Origin of the sequence: Pseudomonas orientalis (genome assembly GCF_002934065.1) — a bacterium.
GTDB lineage: Bacteria > Pseudomonadota > Gammaproteobacteria > Pseudomonadales > Pseudomonadaceae > Aquipseudomonas > Aquipseudomonas orientalis_A.
Map to the genome: position 1 here is coordinate 5461299 of NZ_CP018049.1, position 13474 is coordinate 5474772.

Sequence of the window (13474 nt, forward strand, 5' to 3'; positions counted from 1 at the left end):
CCTATCACTTTCCGATTCTCGTCCGGCACCTAGGCAATTGAGAAATATTTCCATTCAGGAGCCGCCCATGTCCCGCACGCTAGACACTTTGTTGCGCCCCAGCCTGTTAGCCGTGGCCATCGCCCTCGGCGCCCCGCTGATCAGCCCCATGTTGATCGCCGCCGAACAGTCCAGCAGCGTGCGCGCCTACAACCTGCCGGCCGCGCCACTGGCCGCCACCCTGAACCAGATCGCCAGCCAGGCCGGCCTCGCGCTGACCCTCAATCCGACGCTGGCCGCCGGCAAGACCTCGGCACCGGTCAAGGGCCAGTTCGATGCGCAGGGCGCATTGCGTGAAGCCCTGCGCGGGACCGGCCTGCAGCTTGAGCAAAGCAGCGCCGGGACCTTTACCTTGGTGGCGATTGCGGACGGTGTCGTGGCGTTGCCGCAGACCAGCATTATTGGTCAAGGCAATTACGAGAGCGCCTGGGGGCCGGTGGAAGGTTACCTGGCCAAGCGCACCGCTGCCGGCACCAAGACTGACACGGCCCTGGTCGAGGCGCCGCGCTCCATCTCGGTGGCGACCCGCGAGCAGATGCAGGACCGCAACGTGCAGAACCTCGACGACGCGGTCAAATACATGCCCGGCATCGTGTCCGCCAGCTACGGCAGCGACACCCGCTACGACTGGATGCGCGTGCGTGGCTTCGAACCCACCCAATTCCTCGACGGCCTGCCCCTGCCCCGTGGTGTGTACGCCAACCCGAAAGCCGAAACCTGGAACCTCGATCGCCTCGCCCTGCTGCGCGGCCCGGCCTCCTCGGTTTACGGCCAGACCCCGCCGGGCGGCCTGCTGGACATGGTCAGTCGCCGCCCCAGCGCCGAACAGAGCAGCGCCATCCAGGTGCAATACGGCAGCGACAACTACCGTCAGATCAACTTTGCCAGCACCGGCAAGATCGATGACGAAGGCCAGTTCCTGTACGGCCTCAGCGGCGTGGTGCGCGATGCCGGCACCCAGGTCGATCACATCGACAACAAGCGCTACAACATCGCGCCAAGCCTGACCTGGAATATCGATACCGATACCAAACTGACGTTCCTGTCGCAGTTCACCCGTGACGATACCGGCACCACCAGCCAGTTCCTGCCGATCCAGGGCACCAAGATCAAATCGCCCCTGGGGGACATCTCGCACCACAAGAACCTCGGCGATCCGGATTACGAGTATTACGACCGCACTTACTACGCACTGGGCTATGCCTTCGAACACCGCTTCAACGACACTTGGCAGTTCCGGCAGAACCTGCGCTACACCAAGTCGGAACTGGCTTTCCAGCAACTGACCGTGGGTTCGTTCGCCTTCTCGCCAGCAGACGCGGCCGGCAATATCAGCCGCTCATCGACCAACGTGAACGAGGACATTGGCCAGTTCGCGGTGGATAACAACTTCCAGGCGGATTTCGCCACGGGGGATATCACCCATACCCTGTTGCTGGGCCTGGACCATCAGCGCACCGACACTTCCTACACGTCGATTTTCGGCCTCGCCGGAACGATCAACATCTTCAACCCGGTCAATACCCAACCGGTCGTGCGTCCGGCGCGTTCCACCGCGTTCTATGACTACAACCAGAAAACCATCCAGACCGGCCTCTACGTGCAGGACCAGATGGCCCTGGACAACTGGCGCCTGACCCTGGGCGGTCGTGAAGACTGGGTGCACCAGGGCACTACGTACTTCAACAAAAACGATGCGACCAACACCGACCGCAGCAAGAACTTCAGTGGCAACGCGGCGCTGAGTTATGTGTTCGACTCAGGCTTCGTACCCTATATCTCCTACGCCGAATCGTTCCAACCGGCGAGCAACGCCAGCGTCTCCCCCACCGAGTCGTATAAACCCACGGAGGGCAAGCAGTGGGAGCTGGGGATCAAGTATCAGCCACCCGGCTCGAATACGCTGCTGAGCGCGGCGGTGTATGACCTCACCCAGAAAAACGTGCTGGTCACCAGCTTCCAGTCCGGTGGCGTGTCACTCACCGACCAGACCGGCGAAGTGAAGGTCAAGGGCCTGGAGCTGGAAGCCATCTCTGACGTCACCGAAAACCTCAAGGTGATCGCGGCGTATACCCTGGCCAAATCCGAAGTGCAAAAAGGCGACTTCAAAGGCAACCGCCTGCAATTGATGCCTAACCAGCAAGCCTCCCTGTGGACTGACTACACCTGGCATACCGGCGCCCTCGACGGTTTCGGCATCGGCTTTGGCGCCCGCTACACCGGCAATACCTACGGCGACCAGGCCAACACCTGGTCCGGCAAAGCCAACGCCTACACCGTATTCGACGGTGCCGTGCACTACGACCTCGGCCGCCTGGACAACAGCCTCAAGGGCGCGTCGGTGAAAGTGAACGCGACCAACCTGTTCAACAAGGACTACATTTCCACCTGTGACGGTTCCTACTGCTACTTCGGCGACCAGCGCAGCGTCGTCGCCAGCGCCACCTACCAGTGGTAATCGGCTGAGTTAACAACCGGGCCGTCCACCAGGACGGCTTTGGTGTGTCTGAAGGCGAGAAAATGAAAAGCAAAACCATCCGCCGCTGGTCCTTCATCCACACCTGGACCAGCCTGATCTGCACCGTATTCTTGCTGCTGCTCGCCCTCACCGGCCTGCCGCTGGTGTTCCATCACGAGATCGATCACCTGCTGGGCAACGAACCCGAGCTCAAGCAGATGCCCGCCGATACGCCGCAGCTCAACCTGGAGCAACTGGTGGCCAAAGCGCAGGCCCATCGCCCCGGCGAGGCCATGCAGTACCTGGCCTGGGACGAGGATGACAAGAACGGTGTCATCGCGATCTTGGCCGCCACGGCCGGTACCGAGCCGAATGCGTCGCATACCTTCATGCTCGATGCGCGCACCGGCGAAACCGTGGAGATGCCGTCAGCCAACGGCGGGCTCACCCTGTTCCTGTTGCGCCTGCATGTGGACATGTTCGCCGGGCTGCCCGGCAAGCTGTTGCTCGCGTTCATGGGTTTGCTGTTCGTGCTGGCGCTTGTCTCGGGGACGGTGCTGTACCTGCCGTTCATGCGCCGCTTGAAGTTCGCCACCGTGCGCCAGGACAAATCCACCCGCCTGCGCTGGCTCGACCTGCACAACCTGATCGGCGTGGTCACCCTGACCTGGGCGCTGGTGGTGGGTGTGACCGGTGTGATCAGCGCCTGCGCCGACCTGATCATCGCCGCCTGGCGCCAGGACAGTCTCAGCGCCCTGATCGAACCCTATAAAGACGCCCCGCCGCTGACCCAACGCGCGCCGGCCAGCGATTTGCTGAGCATCGCCGCCAAGGCTGCGCCCGGCATGCAACCGGACTTTATCGCCTTCCCCGGTACGCGCTTCTCCAGCGAACATCACTACGCCGTGTTCATGAAGGGCAGTACGCACCTCACCTCCCATCTGCTCACACCGGTATTGATCGACGCCGGCACCCTGGCCGTCACCGCCATCGCCGAACGGCCGTGGTACATGGACGCCATGGGCATGTCCCAGCCGCTGCACTTCGGTGACTACGGCGGCATGCCGATGAAAATCCTGTGGGCGGTGCTGGATGTGCTGACCATCGTGGTGCTGGTCAGCGGGATTTACTTATGGAGCGTGCGGCGCAAGGCGGGCAAGGCATGAAGCCGCGGCAGTCGAATTTCTGGAAGGTGTTTGGCATCCCGCTGGGGATCGGCCTGCTCAGCGCCGCCGGGTTGTTTGCGGCGTTGCTGGGGGATGGGTGGTGGGATTCGTTGAGTTGGGTGGGGTTGGGTATACCGGCTGGCATTGGGGCCTGGGGGTTGGTCAGGCGGCGTGGCTGATGGCCTCATCGGGGGCAAGCCCCCTCCCACACTTAGATTTGTGAATACAGTCAAAATGTGGGAGGGGGCTTGCCCCCGATGAGGCCTTAAGCTCCAGCGAAAATCCCCCTCGCCAGCCACCCCGCAACCCTCTAGGCTAACCCCAGCCTATTTCGAGGAATGCCCATGTCCGCCCCCAGCATGACCTTGTTCCACAACCCCGCTTCACCCTTTGTACGCAAAGTCCGCGTGTTGTTGAGCGAGACCGGTCAGCAGGACCGCGTCGCCCTGCACGCCTGCCTGCCCACCCCGGTCAACCCGGACGCCGAGGTGGTGCAAGGCAACCCGGTCGGCAAGATCCCGGCCCTGCGCCTGGCCGACGGTTCGGTGTTGCATGACAGCCGGGTGATCCTCGATTACTTCGACCACCAGCACGTCGGCAACCCGCTGATCCCCCGCGACGGCTCGGCCCGCTGGCGCCGCCTGACCCTGGCCTCGATGGCCGACGGGATCATGGACGCTGCCGTGCTGGTGCGCTACGAAACCGCGATGCGCCCGGTGGAGAAGCATTGGGAGCCGTGGCTGGACGAGCAGCGCAACAAGATGCGGCGCGCACTGGCCGAGCTGGAGCAGAGCGCCATCGCCGAACTGGCCAGCCACTTCGACATCGCCGCCATCAGCGTGGCCTGCGCCCTGGGCTACCTCGACTTCCGCCACCCGGACCTGCAATGGCGCGCGGATAACCCCAAGCTGGCCGCCTGGTACACCGAGGTCAGCCAGCGGCCTTCGATGCAGCAGACCCAACCGCCGATTTAACAGCCCCCCTGTAGGAGCGAGCTTGCTCGCGAAAATCGTCAACGATAACGCGGGGCACTTGGTTAAACGCGGCGTCCTTGCATTCTTCGCGAGCAAGCTCGCTCCTACAGTGGACGGTGGCGTTGGTGAGGAAGGTGACCATCCTGGCCTTCATTTGCTGATCTTCGCGCAGCCCAATCATTGCTCCACCTCCACCTTGCGCTTGCCCACCCCATACCAATCCAGTTTGCGCGTCAGCACCATCACCGTGCCCAGCAGGCCGAACAGCAACAGCGAGCCCATCAGCAACGCGTAGTCCTCGGCACTCAGCAACCCGTACAACAAGCCATACAACGCCGCCAACCCCGTCGAAAAGCCCAGGCCGTGGGCCACGCTGCGCAGCACATGGCACACGTAGAAACCAATCAGCACGACGCAGGCACTGGCCGATAGCAGGTAAGCCAGGGCGAAGCCCAGGTGCTCGGACAGCGACAGCAACAGCAGGTAGAAGAACGCCAGCGCCACACCCACCAACGCGTACTGGACGGGGTGCACCGCCAGGCTCTTGAGCACTTCAAACAGGAAAAAGCCGGCAAACGTGAGGGCGATGAACAGCAGCGCGTATTTGATTGCGCGGTCGCTCTTGAGGTACTGGTCCACCGGGTCGATGAAATTCACACCAAAGCTGCGGTTGTTGAAATCCTCACAGCCTTGACGGTCCAGACAGGTTTGCAGGGCCTGTTCGAGGTTGGTGGCAAAAAACGAGGTCTGCCACTTGGCAGTGAAACCCTTGTCGCTGACCGCCCGCTGTGTCGGCAGGAAGTTGCCGATAAAACTCGGGTGCGGCCAGTTGGAGGCAAGCGATACCTGACTGGTCTTGCCCACGGGCACCACTTGCAGTTGTTCGGTGCCCTGCAGGCGCAGGTCGAAAGCGAACTCCACAGCGGCGGGCTTCTTGCTGTCCTGCTCCGGCAGCATCACATGCACGCCCTCGCCCAACCAGTCGACTTGAGAGCCCGGCGAAAATTCCAGACGTTGTTCGCCCAGCTCCAGCTTCAGCGCGTTTTCGATGCCGCGTATATCGCTGATGCCCACGGCCAGAAACCCCGGCTCAAAGCGGTAATCGGCGAAATTCTCCGTGATACCCAGTTGTGCAGGCAGTTCGAAACGCCCGCTGATGCGGTTGTCGGCGTGGAACAACCGCGCCTGATAGATGCCCCGCGCACGCAGTTCGGTTTGCACCTGGCCGTCGAGCGCAAAATGCTCCGGCAGAAAATACAAGCGGCCGCGCTCTTCACGGGTTTCTTCATAGCGCTTGTTGAGCTTTTCATTGAGCTTCCACTCGCGCACCGTCTTGCGAAACGGCACCACCAGCACCGGTCCGGTGAGGCGCTGCGCGAAGCTGGAACTGCGGGCGATGTCCATCAATACGCCGTCGCGCAGTTGCTGACGGTCGCTGATGATGCCGTTGATCATCAACAACGGAATCAGCAACAGCAGGATCAGCAGCGCAATCGCGCCAAGTTTGAAAAGCAGGCTGCGGTTCATGGGTCTCTCCCTGTTTTGATGGGGAGAGTCTGGGCAGCCTGTGTGGGGGTTTTATGTGGGTAATGTGGAGACTGTGTGCAGATGCAGCACCGCCTGCACGCCACCGGGTACGTTGCCGACCTGCAGCGCGCCGCCGTGCAGTTTCATCACTTCTTCGACAAAGTTCAGGCCCAGCCCGGTGCTTTTGCGCCCGCTGGCCGGGCGTGGCAAGGAATAGAAACGCTCGCTCAGGCGCGGCAAGGCGTAGTCGGGGATCGGTGCGGCCTGGTTGAACAGGCTGACCTGAACGTCGTTGTGCCGCACCTGCGCACTGAACCGCAGCGCGCCGCCGGGCGGAGTGAAATCCAGGGCGTTGTCCAGCAGGTTGCCCAGGGCCTGGCGCAGCAGGAACGGCTCGCCAAACACCTGCACATCGGCGCCGATGCACTGTTCGACCTGCAGGCCGGCGCTTTCGATCCGGGCACATTGCGCCTTGAGGACCTCATCGACAAGGCCCGCCAGCGCGATACTCGATTGTTCGTCCAGCCCCTGACGTTGCTCCACCTGTGCCAGGTTCAACAAACGCTCGATCAACTGCTGCAGGCGCGCGCTTTCGCTGTCGATGTTGCCGACAAAGCGCTGCTGCTGCTCACGGCTCATATCGCCCTGCAACAACTCCGCCGCGCCACGAATCGCCGCCAACGGGCTTTTCAGTTCGTGGGTCAGGGTGTGCACGTAATGTTCGACATAGGCCTTGCCCTCCAACTGTGTGCGCATGTGCTCGACAGCGGTGGACAACTGCTTGAGTTCGCCGCCCCGGTAATGGGGCAACTCGGCGCGACGGCCTTCGCTGACAGCCTCGGCATAGGCCGTCAACCGCCGCAGCGCATTGCTCAGCCACCACGACAGCAATGCGCCGAGCAACAGGCCGAGAATCACCAGCCCGGCGCCGTACCACAACAGGCGGCGCTCGGTGCGGTCGACATAGGGCTGCAATGAGCTGTTCGGCTTGGCCACGGTGACCACGCCGATAATCCGGCCCTCGTCGCGAATCGGCGCGCCTACATGCATCACCGACGAAGCCGGGTCATCCGGCGCGCTGCGGGTGGAACGTGCGCCATATTCGCCGCGCAGGGTCAGGTACACGTCGTTCCATTTCGAATAGTCCTGGCCCATCGCTTCGCCGGTGGAGTCGAGCAACACCGTGCCGTTGCCGTCGGTCACGTAGATGCGGTGATTGACCTGGTTTTTTGGCAGCCCCCAGATCACCGCGCCGGGTTGGCGATTGCCATAAGCCTTGAGCATCTGCGGCCAATGGCTCTGGCCGAGGGTGCCGTTCTTCACATCATTGCGCAGGATTTCGGCGAGCAGGTTGGCGGTGTCCACCAGGGTTTCTTCGGTGGACTGGCGCACGCCGGGGCGAATTTCCTTCATCACCGTGTTGAGCACGAAGTAGCCGGTCAGGCCGATAAACAACGCGTACACCAGGAAAATCCGCAGCCCCAGGCGCATCAGCTGTGGCTCGGGCTGTAGCTGTAGCCGAGGCCCCGATGGGTCTGGATCGGCTCGGCGTCCGCCTTCACGCTACGCAGTTTGCTGCGCAGGCTTTTGATATGACTGTCGATATTGCGCGCGTAGCCGGCGTCCGCCGCCACCCCCACCGCGTCCAGCAGTTGCTCGCGGCTGAACACCCGTCCGGGCTGCTCCAGCAGGCTTTGCAGCAGGCGCAATTCGTGACGCGTCAGGCAGAGTGGCTGGCCGCGATAGTGGATCTGCATGCGCTCCAGGTCCACCTGGAACACAGCAGGCGCCACACCCGGCCCGACACGCTTGAGGATCGCCCGCACCCTGGCCGCCACTTCACGCGGGCTGAACGGCTTGACCACATAATCGTCGGCGCCGATTTCCAGCCCCACCACGCGGTCGATCTCGCCATCGCGAGCACTGAGGAACATCACCGGCACTTCGCTGAACCGACGCAATTGCTTGCAGGTTTCAAAGCCGGTGATATCGGGCAGGCCGATGTCGAGGATGATCAGGTCGGCCGGGGTATGACGCTGATGCTCCAGCGCCGCCTGGCCGAGTGTCAGCCAGGTGGTGGAAAAGCCCTCGCCCTGCAGGGCGAATATCAGCGTGTCGGCTATTGCCGCTTCGTCTTCGACAATCAGGATATGCGCCATGGGGGTCCGTCAGCAGTCCGGTTTGTCGGCAGTGTAGCGACGCGCCGGGTTGACCGCAGCGCCGAATTCACGCAAGGCCTTGGCGCCGATCAGCAGCGGGTAGTTGAAGCTGCTGCGGTCGGTGAGGTTGACCTCCACGGTACGCTTGACGTCGCCCAGGCACATCTCCAGATCGATCACCGGGCGCTTGGCCACGCTGGCTTCGTCCTTGTCGTCATCTTCGTCGGCGCGGCTCTTGATCTTGCTGATGCGTGACACCTTGTGTTCGTAGACTTTGTTGTCGGCGTCCTTGCCGCCGAGGCGGAAGCGCACCCAGTCGTCGCCGTCACGGGTGAAAGTCTCGATGTCACGCGCCGACAGCGAGGCGGTCAGTGCGCCGGTGTCCATCTTGGCCTTGAAGGTCTGGCCGATTTCCGGCAATTGGATATATTCGTAGCGACCGTAGAGGGTCGGTTCGGCGGCCATGGCAGGCGCAGCAGCCAGGACGGGAATAGCTAGGGCAAACGCGGCAAGGAGCAATTTCACGGCATGATTTCCTCGAAAGAAGTGGGCGAATTCTAGACCGCACACACAGCACTTAGTTGGATGACCGAGCATAACCGGCACATTGTGAAACATTCGTCCGGCCATTTGCGATTTGGCCTCTAGACTCACCTTGCTTATGATGGCAAGCCCACAAGATTCCAAGAGTTATTTATGCGCCGCCTGCTCACCGGCTGTCTGGTCACACTGCTGCTGTTGCTCAACACGCTGATCCTGATCGGCCCCTTGATGGTGTTCGCCCTGCTCAAGCTGGTGGCGCCGGGCTGCTCGCGTGACTATGCGTCTTGGGCGGTGATGTGGATCGCCGAGACCTGGGCCGAGATCGACAAGCTGATCTTCGCCGTGTGCATTCCCACCCAATGGGATATTCGCGGCGGTGAGAACCTGCGGGGTGACACCTCCTACCTGGTCATCAGCAACCACCAGTCCTGGGTGGATATTCCGGCATTGATCCAGGCGCTGAACCGGCGTACGCCGTTCTTCAAATTCTTCCTGAAAAAAGAGCTGATCTGGGTGCCCTTCCTCGGCCTGGCCTGGTGGGCGCTGGATTACCCGTTCATGAAACGCTACACCAAGGCGTTCCTGGCCAAACACCCGGAGCTGGCCGGGCAGGACCTGAAGATCACCAAAGAGGCCTGCGAGCTGTTCAAGCGCCAGCCGGTCACGGTGGTCAATTATCTGGAGGGCACGCGGTTCAACGAGGCCAAGCACAAGCAACAGGCTTCACCGTTTACGCGACTGCTCAAGCCCAAGGCGGGCGGCGTGGCATTTGTGCTGGCGGCGATGGGCGAACAACTGGACGCGATCCTCGACGTGACCGTGGTGTATCCGCAACAAAAGATTCCGGGGTTCTGGGACCTGATCAGCGGCGCGGTGCCGAAGGTGATCGTGGATATCCGTACCCGCGAGCTGGACCCGGCGTTGTGGCAAGGGGATTACGAGAACGACCCGGCGTTTCGCCAGACCGTCCAGAACTGGGTCAACCAGCTCTGGATGGAAAAGGATACGCGCATCGAACAACTGCGCGAGGAACCTTAGCTGCCGGTGCCCCAGGCCTGAGCCAATTTGCCCAGCACGGAGCTGCTGGCCCCCTCGCCGCCCAGGTATTTCAGGATCACCGGGGCAAACTGGCCGACCATGCCGCTGTCCATGCCCAAGGCGCTGAAGGCGGTGTTCAAGTCATTGGTGCTTTTCACATTGCCCAACAGGCCGTCCAGGCCGCTGGTCTTGCTGCCGCCGGTCTGGCCGAGCATCCCGCTCAAGGCACCGAGGCTGCCCAATGCGTTATTACCCGACAGCTTGTCGAGGCCCGGCACACTGTTACTCAGCTGCGAGAAGTCATTGCCGCTCAATTTGTTCCTGGCCAGGCCCAGCATGGCGCCCGTGCCGCCCACCGCTTGCTCGGGGGTGATGTTCAGTTGCGAGGTCAAGGCCGTCAGCAGGTCGGCCGTCTCCGACGTGGGCGCGGCGGCAGCGGCCTTGTTGTTGCCACCCTGCATGCCGGAAATGGCATTGGCTGCATCGCCAAGGCTGAAACCTGCGGCGAACACCGGGCCGGCGGCCAGGGTCAACAGACAGGAAAGGGCAAAACCGCGTGAAATCTTCATCAAGACAACCTCAGGAGATAGGTGCAAAGCAGGCGTTGGACTGGGTATCCCGTCGGTTGTTCCGGAACCCATTGGGCATAAGCGGGTCCATGAACTGACTACAAAATTTGTCAGGAAGAGACTTATGACTGCGATCCACCCCCAAGCGATTGAGCACAAGCCTGCGTTCTGGAGCCGCCCTCGCCTGTTCATCGGCGCCTGCGCCGTGGTGGTTGCCGGTATTGGTGGCGCGCTCTACACCCAGGACAGCGTCAAGTCCGCGGCGACGTTGGTGACCACGACCCAGCAGCCGGCGGCGCAAATCATGGCTCACAAGGATTACCTGGAAGTGCAGCCGATTGCCGCCACGGCACCTGCGCCGGACCAGAGCCTGGAGCTGTGGGCGATCCCCAAGGATGGCACGCCCGTGTCCCTGGGCCTGTTGCCGGAAGACGGCAAGGGCATCATCGGCCTGAACCCGCGCCAGCAGGAAACCATCAGCAAGCCTGTTGAGTTGATGGTGAGCTCGGAGACCAAAGGTGGCTCCATCAGCAAACAACCCACTGGCCCGACCGTCTACCAGGGCGCACTGGCCACCCGCTGATCCCCAAACACCACAATACCCATGTGGGAGGGGGCTTGCCCCCGATAGCGGTGGATCAGTCGTACATCGATTGACTGACACACCGCCATCGGGAGCAAGCCCCCTCCCACATTAAAAAGGGCGACCCACGGGTCGCCCTTTTTCACTTGCCTTAAGCGTTACGCCGCACTGAACAACTTATGCGGATCAATCACAAACTTCTTCGGCACACCCGCATCGAACTCGCCATACCCGCGCGGCGCGTCATCCAGGCTGATCACCTGCACGCCGACGATCTCAGCGATGTTGATCCGGTCCCACATGATCGCCTGCATCAGCTGGCGGTTGTACTTCATCACTGGCGTCTGCCCGGTGTGGAAGCTGTGGGATTTGGCCCAGCCCAAACCAAAGCGAATGCTCAGGCTGCCCATTTTCGCGGCGGCATCGACAGCGCCTGGATCTTCAGTGACGTACAGGCCCGGAATACCGATCTTGCCCGCCACACGCACCACGCCCATCAGCGAGTTGAGCACGGTGGCCGGGGCCTCGGCCTTGACGCCGTCGTGACCGTGGCCGCGGGCTTCAAAGCCGACGGCATCGACGGCGCAGTCCACTTCCGGCTCGCCGAGCAGCGCGGCGATCTGTTCGTGCAATGGCGTGTCGGTGGACAGGTCGGCGATCTCGAAACCCTGGGCCTTGGCGTGGGCCAGGCGGATCGGGTTGACGTCGCCGATAATCACCACCGCAGCGCCCAATAGACGTGCTGACGCGGCAGCGGCCAGGCCGACCGGGCCGGCACCGGCGATGTAGACCGTGCTGCCTGGGCCAACGCCGGCCGTGACGGCGCCGTGGTAGCCGGTGGGCAGAATGTCGGAGAGGCAGGTCAGGTCACGGATTTTCTCCATGGCCTTGTCGCGGTCCGGCAGTTTCAACAGGTTGAAGTCGGCGTAAGGCACCAGCGCATATTCGGCCTGGCCGCCGGTCCAGTCGCCCATGTCAACGTAGCCGTAAGCACCGCCCGGGCGCGCCGGATTGACACTCAGGCACACGCCAGTGTGCATTTCCTTGCAGGAGCGGCAACGGCCGCAGGCCACGTTGAAAGGCACCGACACCAGATCGCCGATTTTCAGGTTCTCGACGTCGCTGCCCTTCTCGATCACTTCGCCAGTGATTTCATGCCCCAGCACCAGGCCGGTCTGGGCAGTGGTGCGGCCGCGCACCATGTGTTGGTCGGAGCCGCAGATGTTGGTGGAAACCACGCGCAGGATGACGCCATGCTCGATCTTCCTGCCGCGCGGGTCCTGCATTTTGGGATAGTCGATTTTCTGTACTTCGACCTTGCCGTTGCCGAGATACACGACACCACGATTACCAGACATGCTTTCACCTCGCTGTTGTTTTTATGGAACTGCGTTGCCCGTTGAGTGGGCAGCGCGTTAAGTGCTTGGGTACAGATGCTGTTTCTTGTGTTGTGGGTGAGGGCCTCATCGGGGGCAAGCCCTCTCCCACAGGGGAACGCATTTCAAATGTGGGAGGGGCGGTGCGACGACTCGACTTGCCCCCGATTGGCGCCAGTCAGAGCACCACCGTCCGATTGGCATTCAAAAACACCCGCCGCTCAATGTGATACCCCACCGCCCGCGCCAACGTGAGCCCTTCGATATCCCGCCCCTTGGCAATCAGATCCTCGGGATAGTGGCTGTGGTCCACCACTTCCACACCCTGGGCGATGATCGGCCCTTCATCCAGATCGTTGTTGATGTAATGCGCCGTGGCGCCGACCAGTTTCACGCCCTTGTTGTACGCCTGGTGATACGGCTTGGCGCCCTTGAACCCGGGCAGCAACGAGTGATGAATGTTGATGGCCTTGCCGTCCAGCTTGCGGCACAGCTCCGGCGACAGCACTTGCATGTAGCGCGCAAGGATCACCAGTTCGGCGCCGGTATCTTCCACTACTTGCCACACTTGACGCTCCTGGGACGGTTTGTCGTTGGGGTCGAGGGGGAAATGGTAGTAGGGAATTTGATGCCAGTCGGCCAAAGGTTTCAAATCGGGGTGGTTGGACACCACCGCGACCACGTCCATCGACAGCTGGCCGATGCGCTGGCGGTACAGCAGATCGTTAAGGCAGTGATCGGCCTTGGAGACCATGATCACCACTTTTGGCCGGTAGTTCGGCGCCGTCAGCTCGAAGATCATGCCAAACGCTTCACCGCGCGTGGCCAGGCCATCGCGGAAACCCTGCTCGTCAAAGCCATCGGGCTGACGGAATTCCACCCGAATAAAAAAACGGCCCGAGAGGCGGTCATCGAACGAATGGTGCTCGGTGACATAGCAGCCCTGCTCGAACAGATAGCGGGTGACCGCGTCCACCGTGCCGAGCACGCTGGGGCAGTCGGCGGTCAAAATCCATGTATCAGGGGCGCGGCTCATGGGTCA

At 62.1% G+C, this 13474-nt stretch carries 13 protein-coding genes and 1 pseudogene; 7 read left to right on the plus strand and 7 right to left on the minus strand.

Going from position 1 to position 13474, the window contains the following annotated elements:
- Positions 1–67 precede the first annotated feature (67 nt).
- From BOP93_RS24735 to BOP93_RS27940, 5 genes and pseudogenes are all read left to right on the plus strand, one after another.
- Entirely contained in the window at positions 68–2497 is a 2430-nt protein-coding gene (locus tag BOP93_RS24735) for a TonB-dependent siderophore receptor (RefSeq protein WP_104504942.1), read from the plus strand.
- A 62-nt stretch (positions 2498–2559) separates the two neighbouring features.
- On the plus strand, positions 2560–3663 hold the full coding sequence (locus tag BOP93_RS24740; RefSeq protein ID WP_104504943.1) for a PepSY-associated TM helix domain-containing protein: 1104 nt from the start codon (positions 2560–2562) through the stop codon (positions 3661–3663).
- Positions 3660–3842, plus strand: a complete 183-nt coding sequence (locus BOP93_RS24745; protein WP_065894115.1) for a hypothetical protein — start codon at positions 3660–3662, stop codon at positions 3840–3842. The genes BOP93_RS24740 and BOP93_RS24745 overlap by 4 nt, the downstream gene beginning before the upstream one ends.
- 165 nt (positions 3843–4007) lie before the next feature.
- On the plus strand, positions 4008–4637 hold the full coding sequence (locus BOP93_RS24750; RefSeq protein WP_104504944.1) for a glutathione S-transferase family protein: 630 nt from the start codon (positions 4008–4010) through the stop codon (positions 4635–4637).
- A gap of 22 nt (positions 4638–4659) precedes the next feature.
- Positions 4660–4749: pseudogene (locus BOP93_RS27940) on the plus strand (outer membrane lipoprotein carrier protein LolA); the annotation flags it as partial.
- 65 nt (positions 4750–4814) lie between these two features.
- Here BOP93_RS27940 and creD read toward each other — a convergent pair.
- Genes creD through BOP93_RS24770 form a run of 4 tightly spaced genes read right to left on the minus strand, consistent with a single transcriptional unit; the run spans position 4815 to position 8788 of the window.
- Complete coding sequence (gene creD, locus BOP93_RS24755; protein ID WP_104504945.1) at positions 4815–6164, minus strand: cell envelope integrity protein CreD; 1350 nt, start codon at positions 6162–6164, stop codon at positions 4815–4817.
- A gap of 51 nt (positions 6165–6215) precedes the next feature.
- Entirely contained in the window at positions 6216–7655 is a 1440-nt protein-coding gene (gene creC, locus BOP93_RS24760) for a two-component system sensor histidine kinase CreC (RefSeq protein WP_104504946.1), read from the minus strand.
- Entirely contained in the window at positions 7655–8323 is a 669-nt protein-coding gene (creB, locus tag BOP93_RS24765) for a two-component system response regulator CreB (protein WP_104504947.1), read from the minus strand. Before creB ends, creC begins: the two co-directional genes overlap by 1 nt.
- 9 nt (positions 8324–8332) lie before the next feature.
- The gene (locus BOP93_RS24770; protein WP_057723615.1) at positions 8333–8788 is read right to left on the minus strand and encodes an ATP-dependent zinc protease family protein; all 456 of its coding nucleotides are present in this window, start codon (positions 8786–8788) and stop codon (positions 8333–8335) included.
- Positions 8789–9019: 231 nt separating this feature from the next.
- Between BOP93_RS24770 and BOP93_RS24775 the strand changes: the two genes are divergently transcribed.
- A complete protein-coding gene (locus BOP93_RS24775; protein ID WP_104504948.1) occupies positions 9020–9904 on the plus strand; it encodes an acyltransferase in 885 nt (294 codons plus the stop codon).
- Here BOP93_RS24775 and BOP93_RS24780 read toward each other — a convergent pair.
- Positions 9901–10473, minus strand: a complete 573-nt coding sequence (locus BOP93_RS24780) for a DUF2780 domain-containing protein (RefSeq protein WP_104504949.1) — start codon at positions 10471–10473, stop codon at positions 9901–9903. The two genes, BOP93_RS24775 and BOP93_RS24780, sit on opposite strands and share 4 nt — an antisense overlap.
- 124 nt (positions 10474–10597) lie before the next feature.
- On the opposite strand from BOP93_RS24780, the gene BOP93_RS24785 reads away from it, so the two are divergent.
- Positions 10598–11056, plus strand: coding sequence for an anti-sigma factor domain-containing protein (locus BOP93_RS24785; protein ID WP_338134203.1), 459 nt, complete (start codon positions 10598–10600; stop codon positions 11054–11056).
- Between the two features lie 158 nt (positions 11057–11214).
- On the opposite strand, the gene fdhA is transcribed toward BOP93_RS24785, so the two are convergent.
- Entirely contained in the window at positions 11215–12414 is a 1200-nt protein-coding gene (gene fdhA / locus BOP93_RS24790) for a formaldehyde dehydrogenase, glutathione-independent (protein ID WP_065885453.1), read from the minus strand.
- Positions 12415–12610: 196 nt separating this feature from the next.
- Positions 12611–13468, minus strand: coding sequence for a formyltetrahydrofolate deformylase (purU, locus tag BOP93_RS24795; protein ID WP_016977808.1), 858 nt, complete (start codon positions 13466–13468; stop codon positions 12611–12613).
- Positions 13469–13474: the final 6 nt, after the last annotated feature.

Excerpts from the sequence above, each read along its gene's own strand:
- BOP93_RS24735 (WP_104504942.1), top strand. The coding sequence starts at position 68 with ATGTCCCGCACGCTAGACACTTTGTTGCGCCCCAGCCTGTTAGCCGTG.
- purU (WP_016977808.1), bottom strand. The coding sequence starts at position 13,468 with ATGAGCCGCGCCCCTGATACATGGATTTTGACCGCCGACTGCCCCAGC.
- fdhA (WP_065885453.1), bottom strand. The coding sequence starts at position 12,414 with ATGTCTGGTAATCGTGGTGTCGTGTATCTCGGCAACGGCAAGGTCGAA.
- creB (WP_104504947.1), bottom strand. The coding sequence starts at position 8,323 with ATGGCGCATATCCTGATTGTCGAAGACGAAGCGGCAATAGCCGACACG.
- BOP93_RS24745 (WP_065894115.1), top strand. The coding sequence starts at position 3,660 with ATGAAGCCGCGGCAGTCGAATTTCTGGAAGGTGTTTGGCATCCCGCTG.
- creC (WP_104504946.1), bottom strand. The coding sequence starts at position 7,655 with ATGCGCCTGGGGCTGCGGATTTTCCTGGTGTACGCGTTGTTTATCGGC.
- BOP93_RS24775 (WP_104504948.1), top strand. The coding sequence starts at position 9,020 with ATGCGCCGCCTGCTCACCGGCTGTCTGGTCACACTGCTGCTGTTGCTC.
- BOP93_RS24750 (WP_104504944.1), top strand. The coding sequence starts at position 4,008 with ATGTCCGCCCCCAGCATGACCTTGTTCCACAACCCCGCTTCACCCTTT.
- BOP93_RS24785 (WP_338134203.1), top strand. The coding sequence starts at position 10,598 with ATGACTGCGATCCACCCCCAAGCGATTGAGCACAAGCCTGCGTTCTGG.
- BOP93_RS24740 (WP_104504943.1), top strand. The coding sequence starts at position 2,560 with ATGAAAAGCAAAACCATCCGCCGCTGGTCCTTCATCCACACCTGGACC.
- BOP93_RS24780 (WP_104504949.1), bottom strand. The coding sequence starts at position 10,473 with ATGAAGATTTCACGCGGTTTTGCCCTTTCCTGTCTGTTGACCCTGGCC.
- BOP93_RS24770 (WP_057723615.1), bottom strand. The coding sequence starts at position 8,788 with ATGGCCGCCGAACCGACCCTCTACGGTCGCTACGAATATATCCAATTG.
- creD (WP_104504945.1), bottom strand. The coding sequence starts at position 6,164 with ATGAACCGCAGCCTGCTTTTCAAACTTGGCGCGATTGCGCTGCTGATC.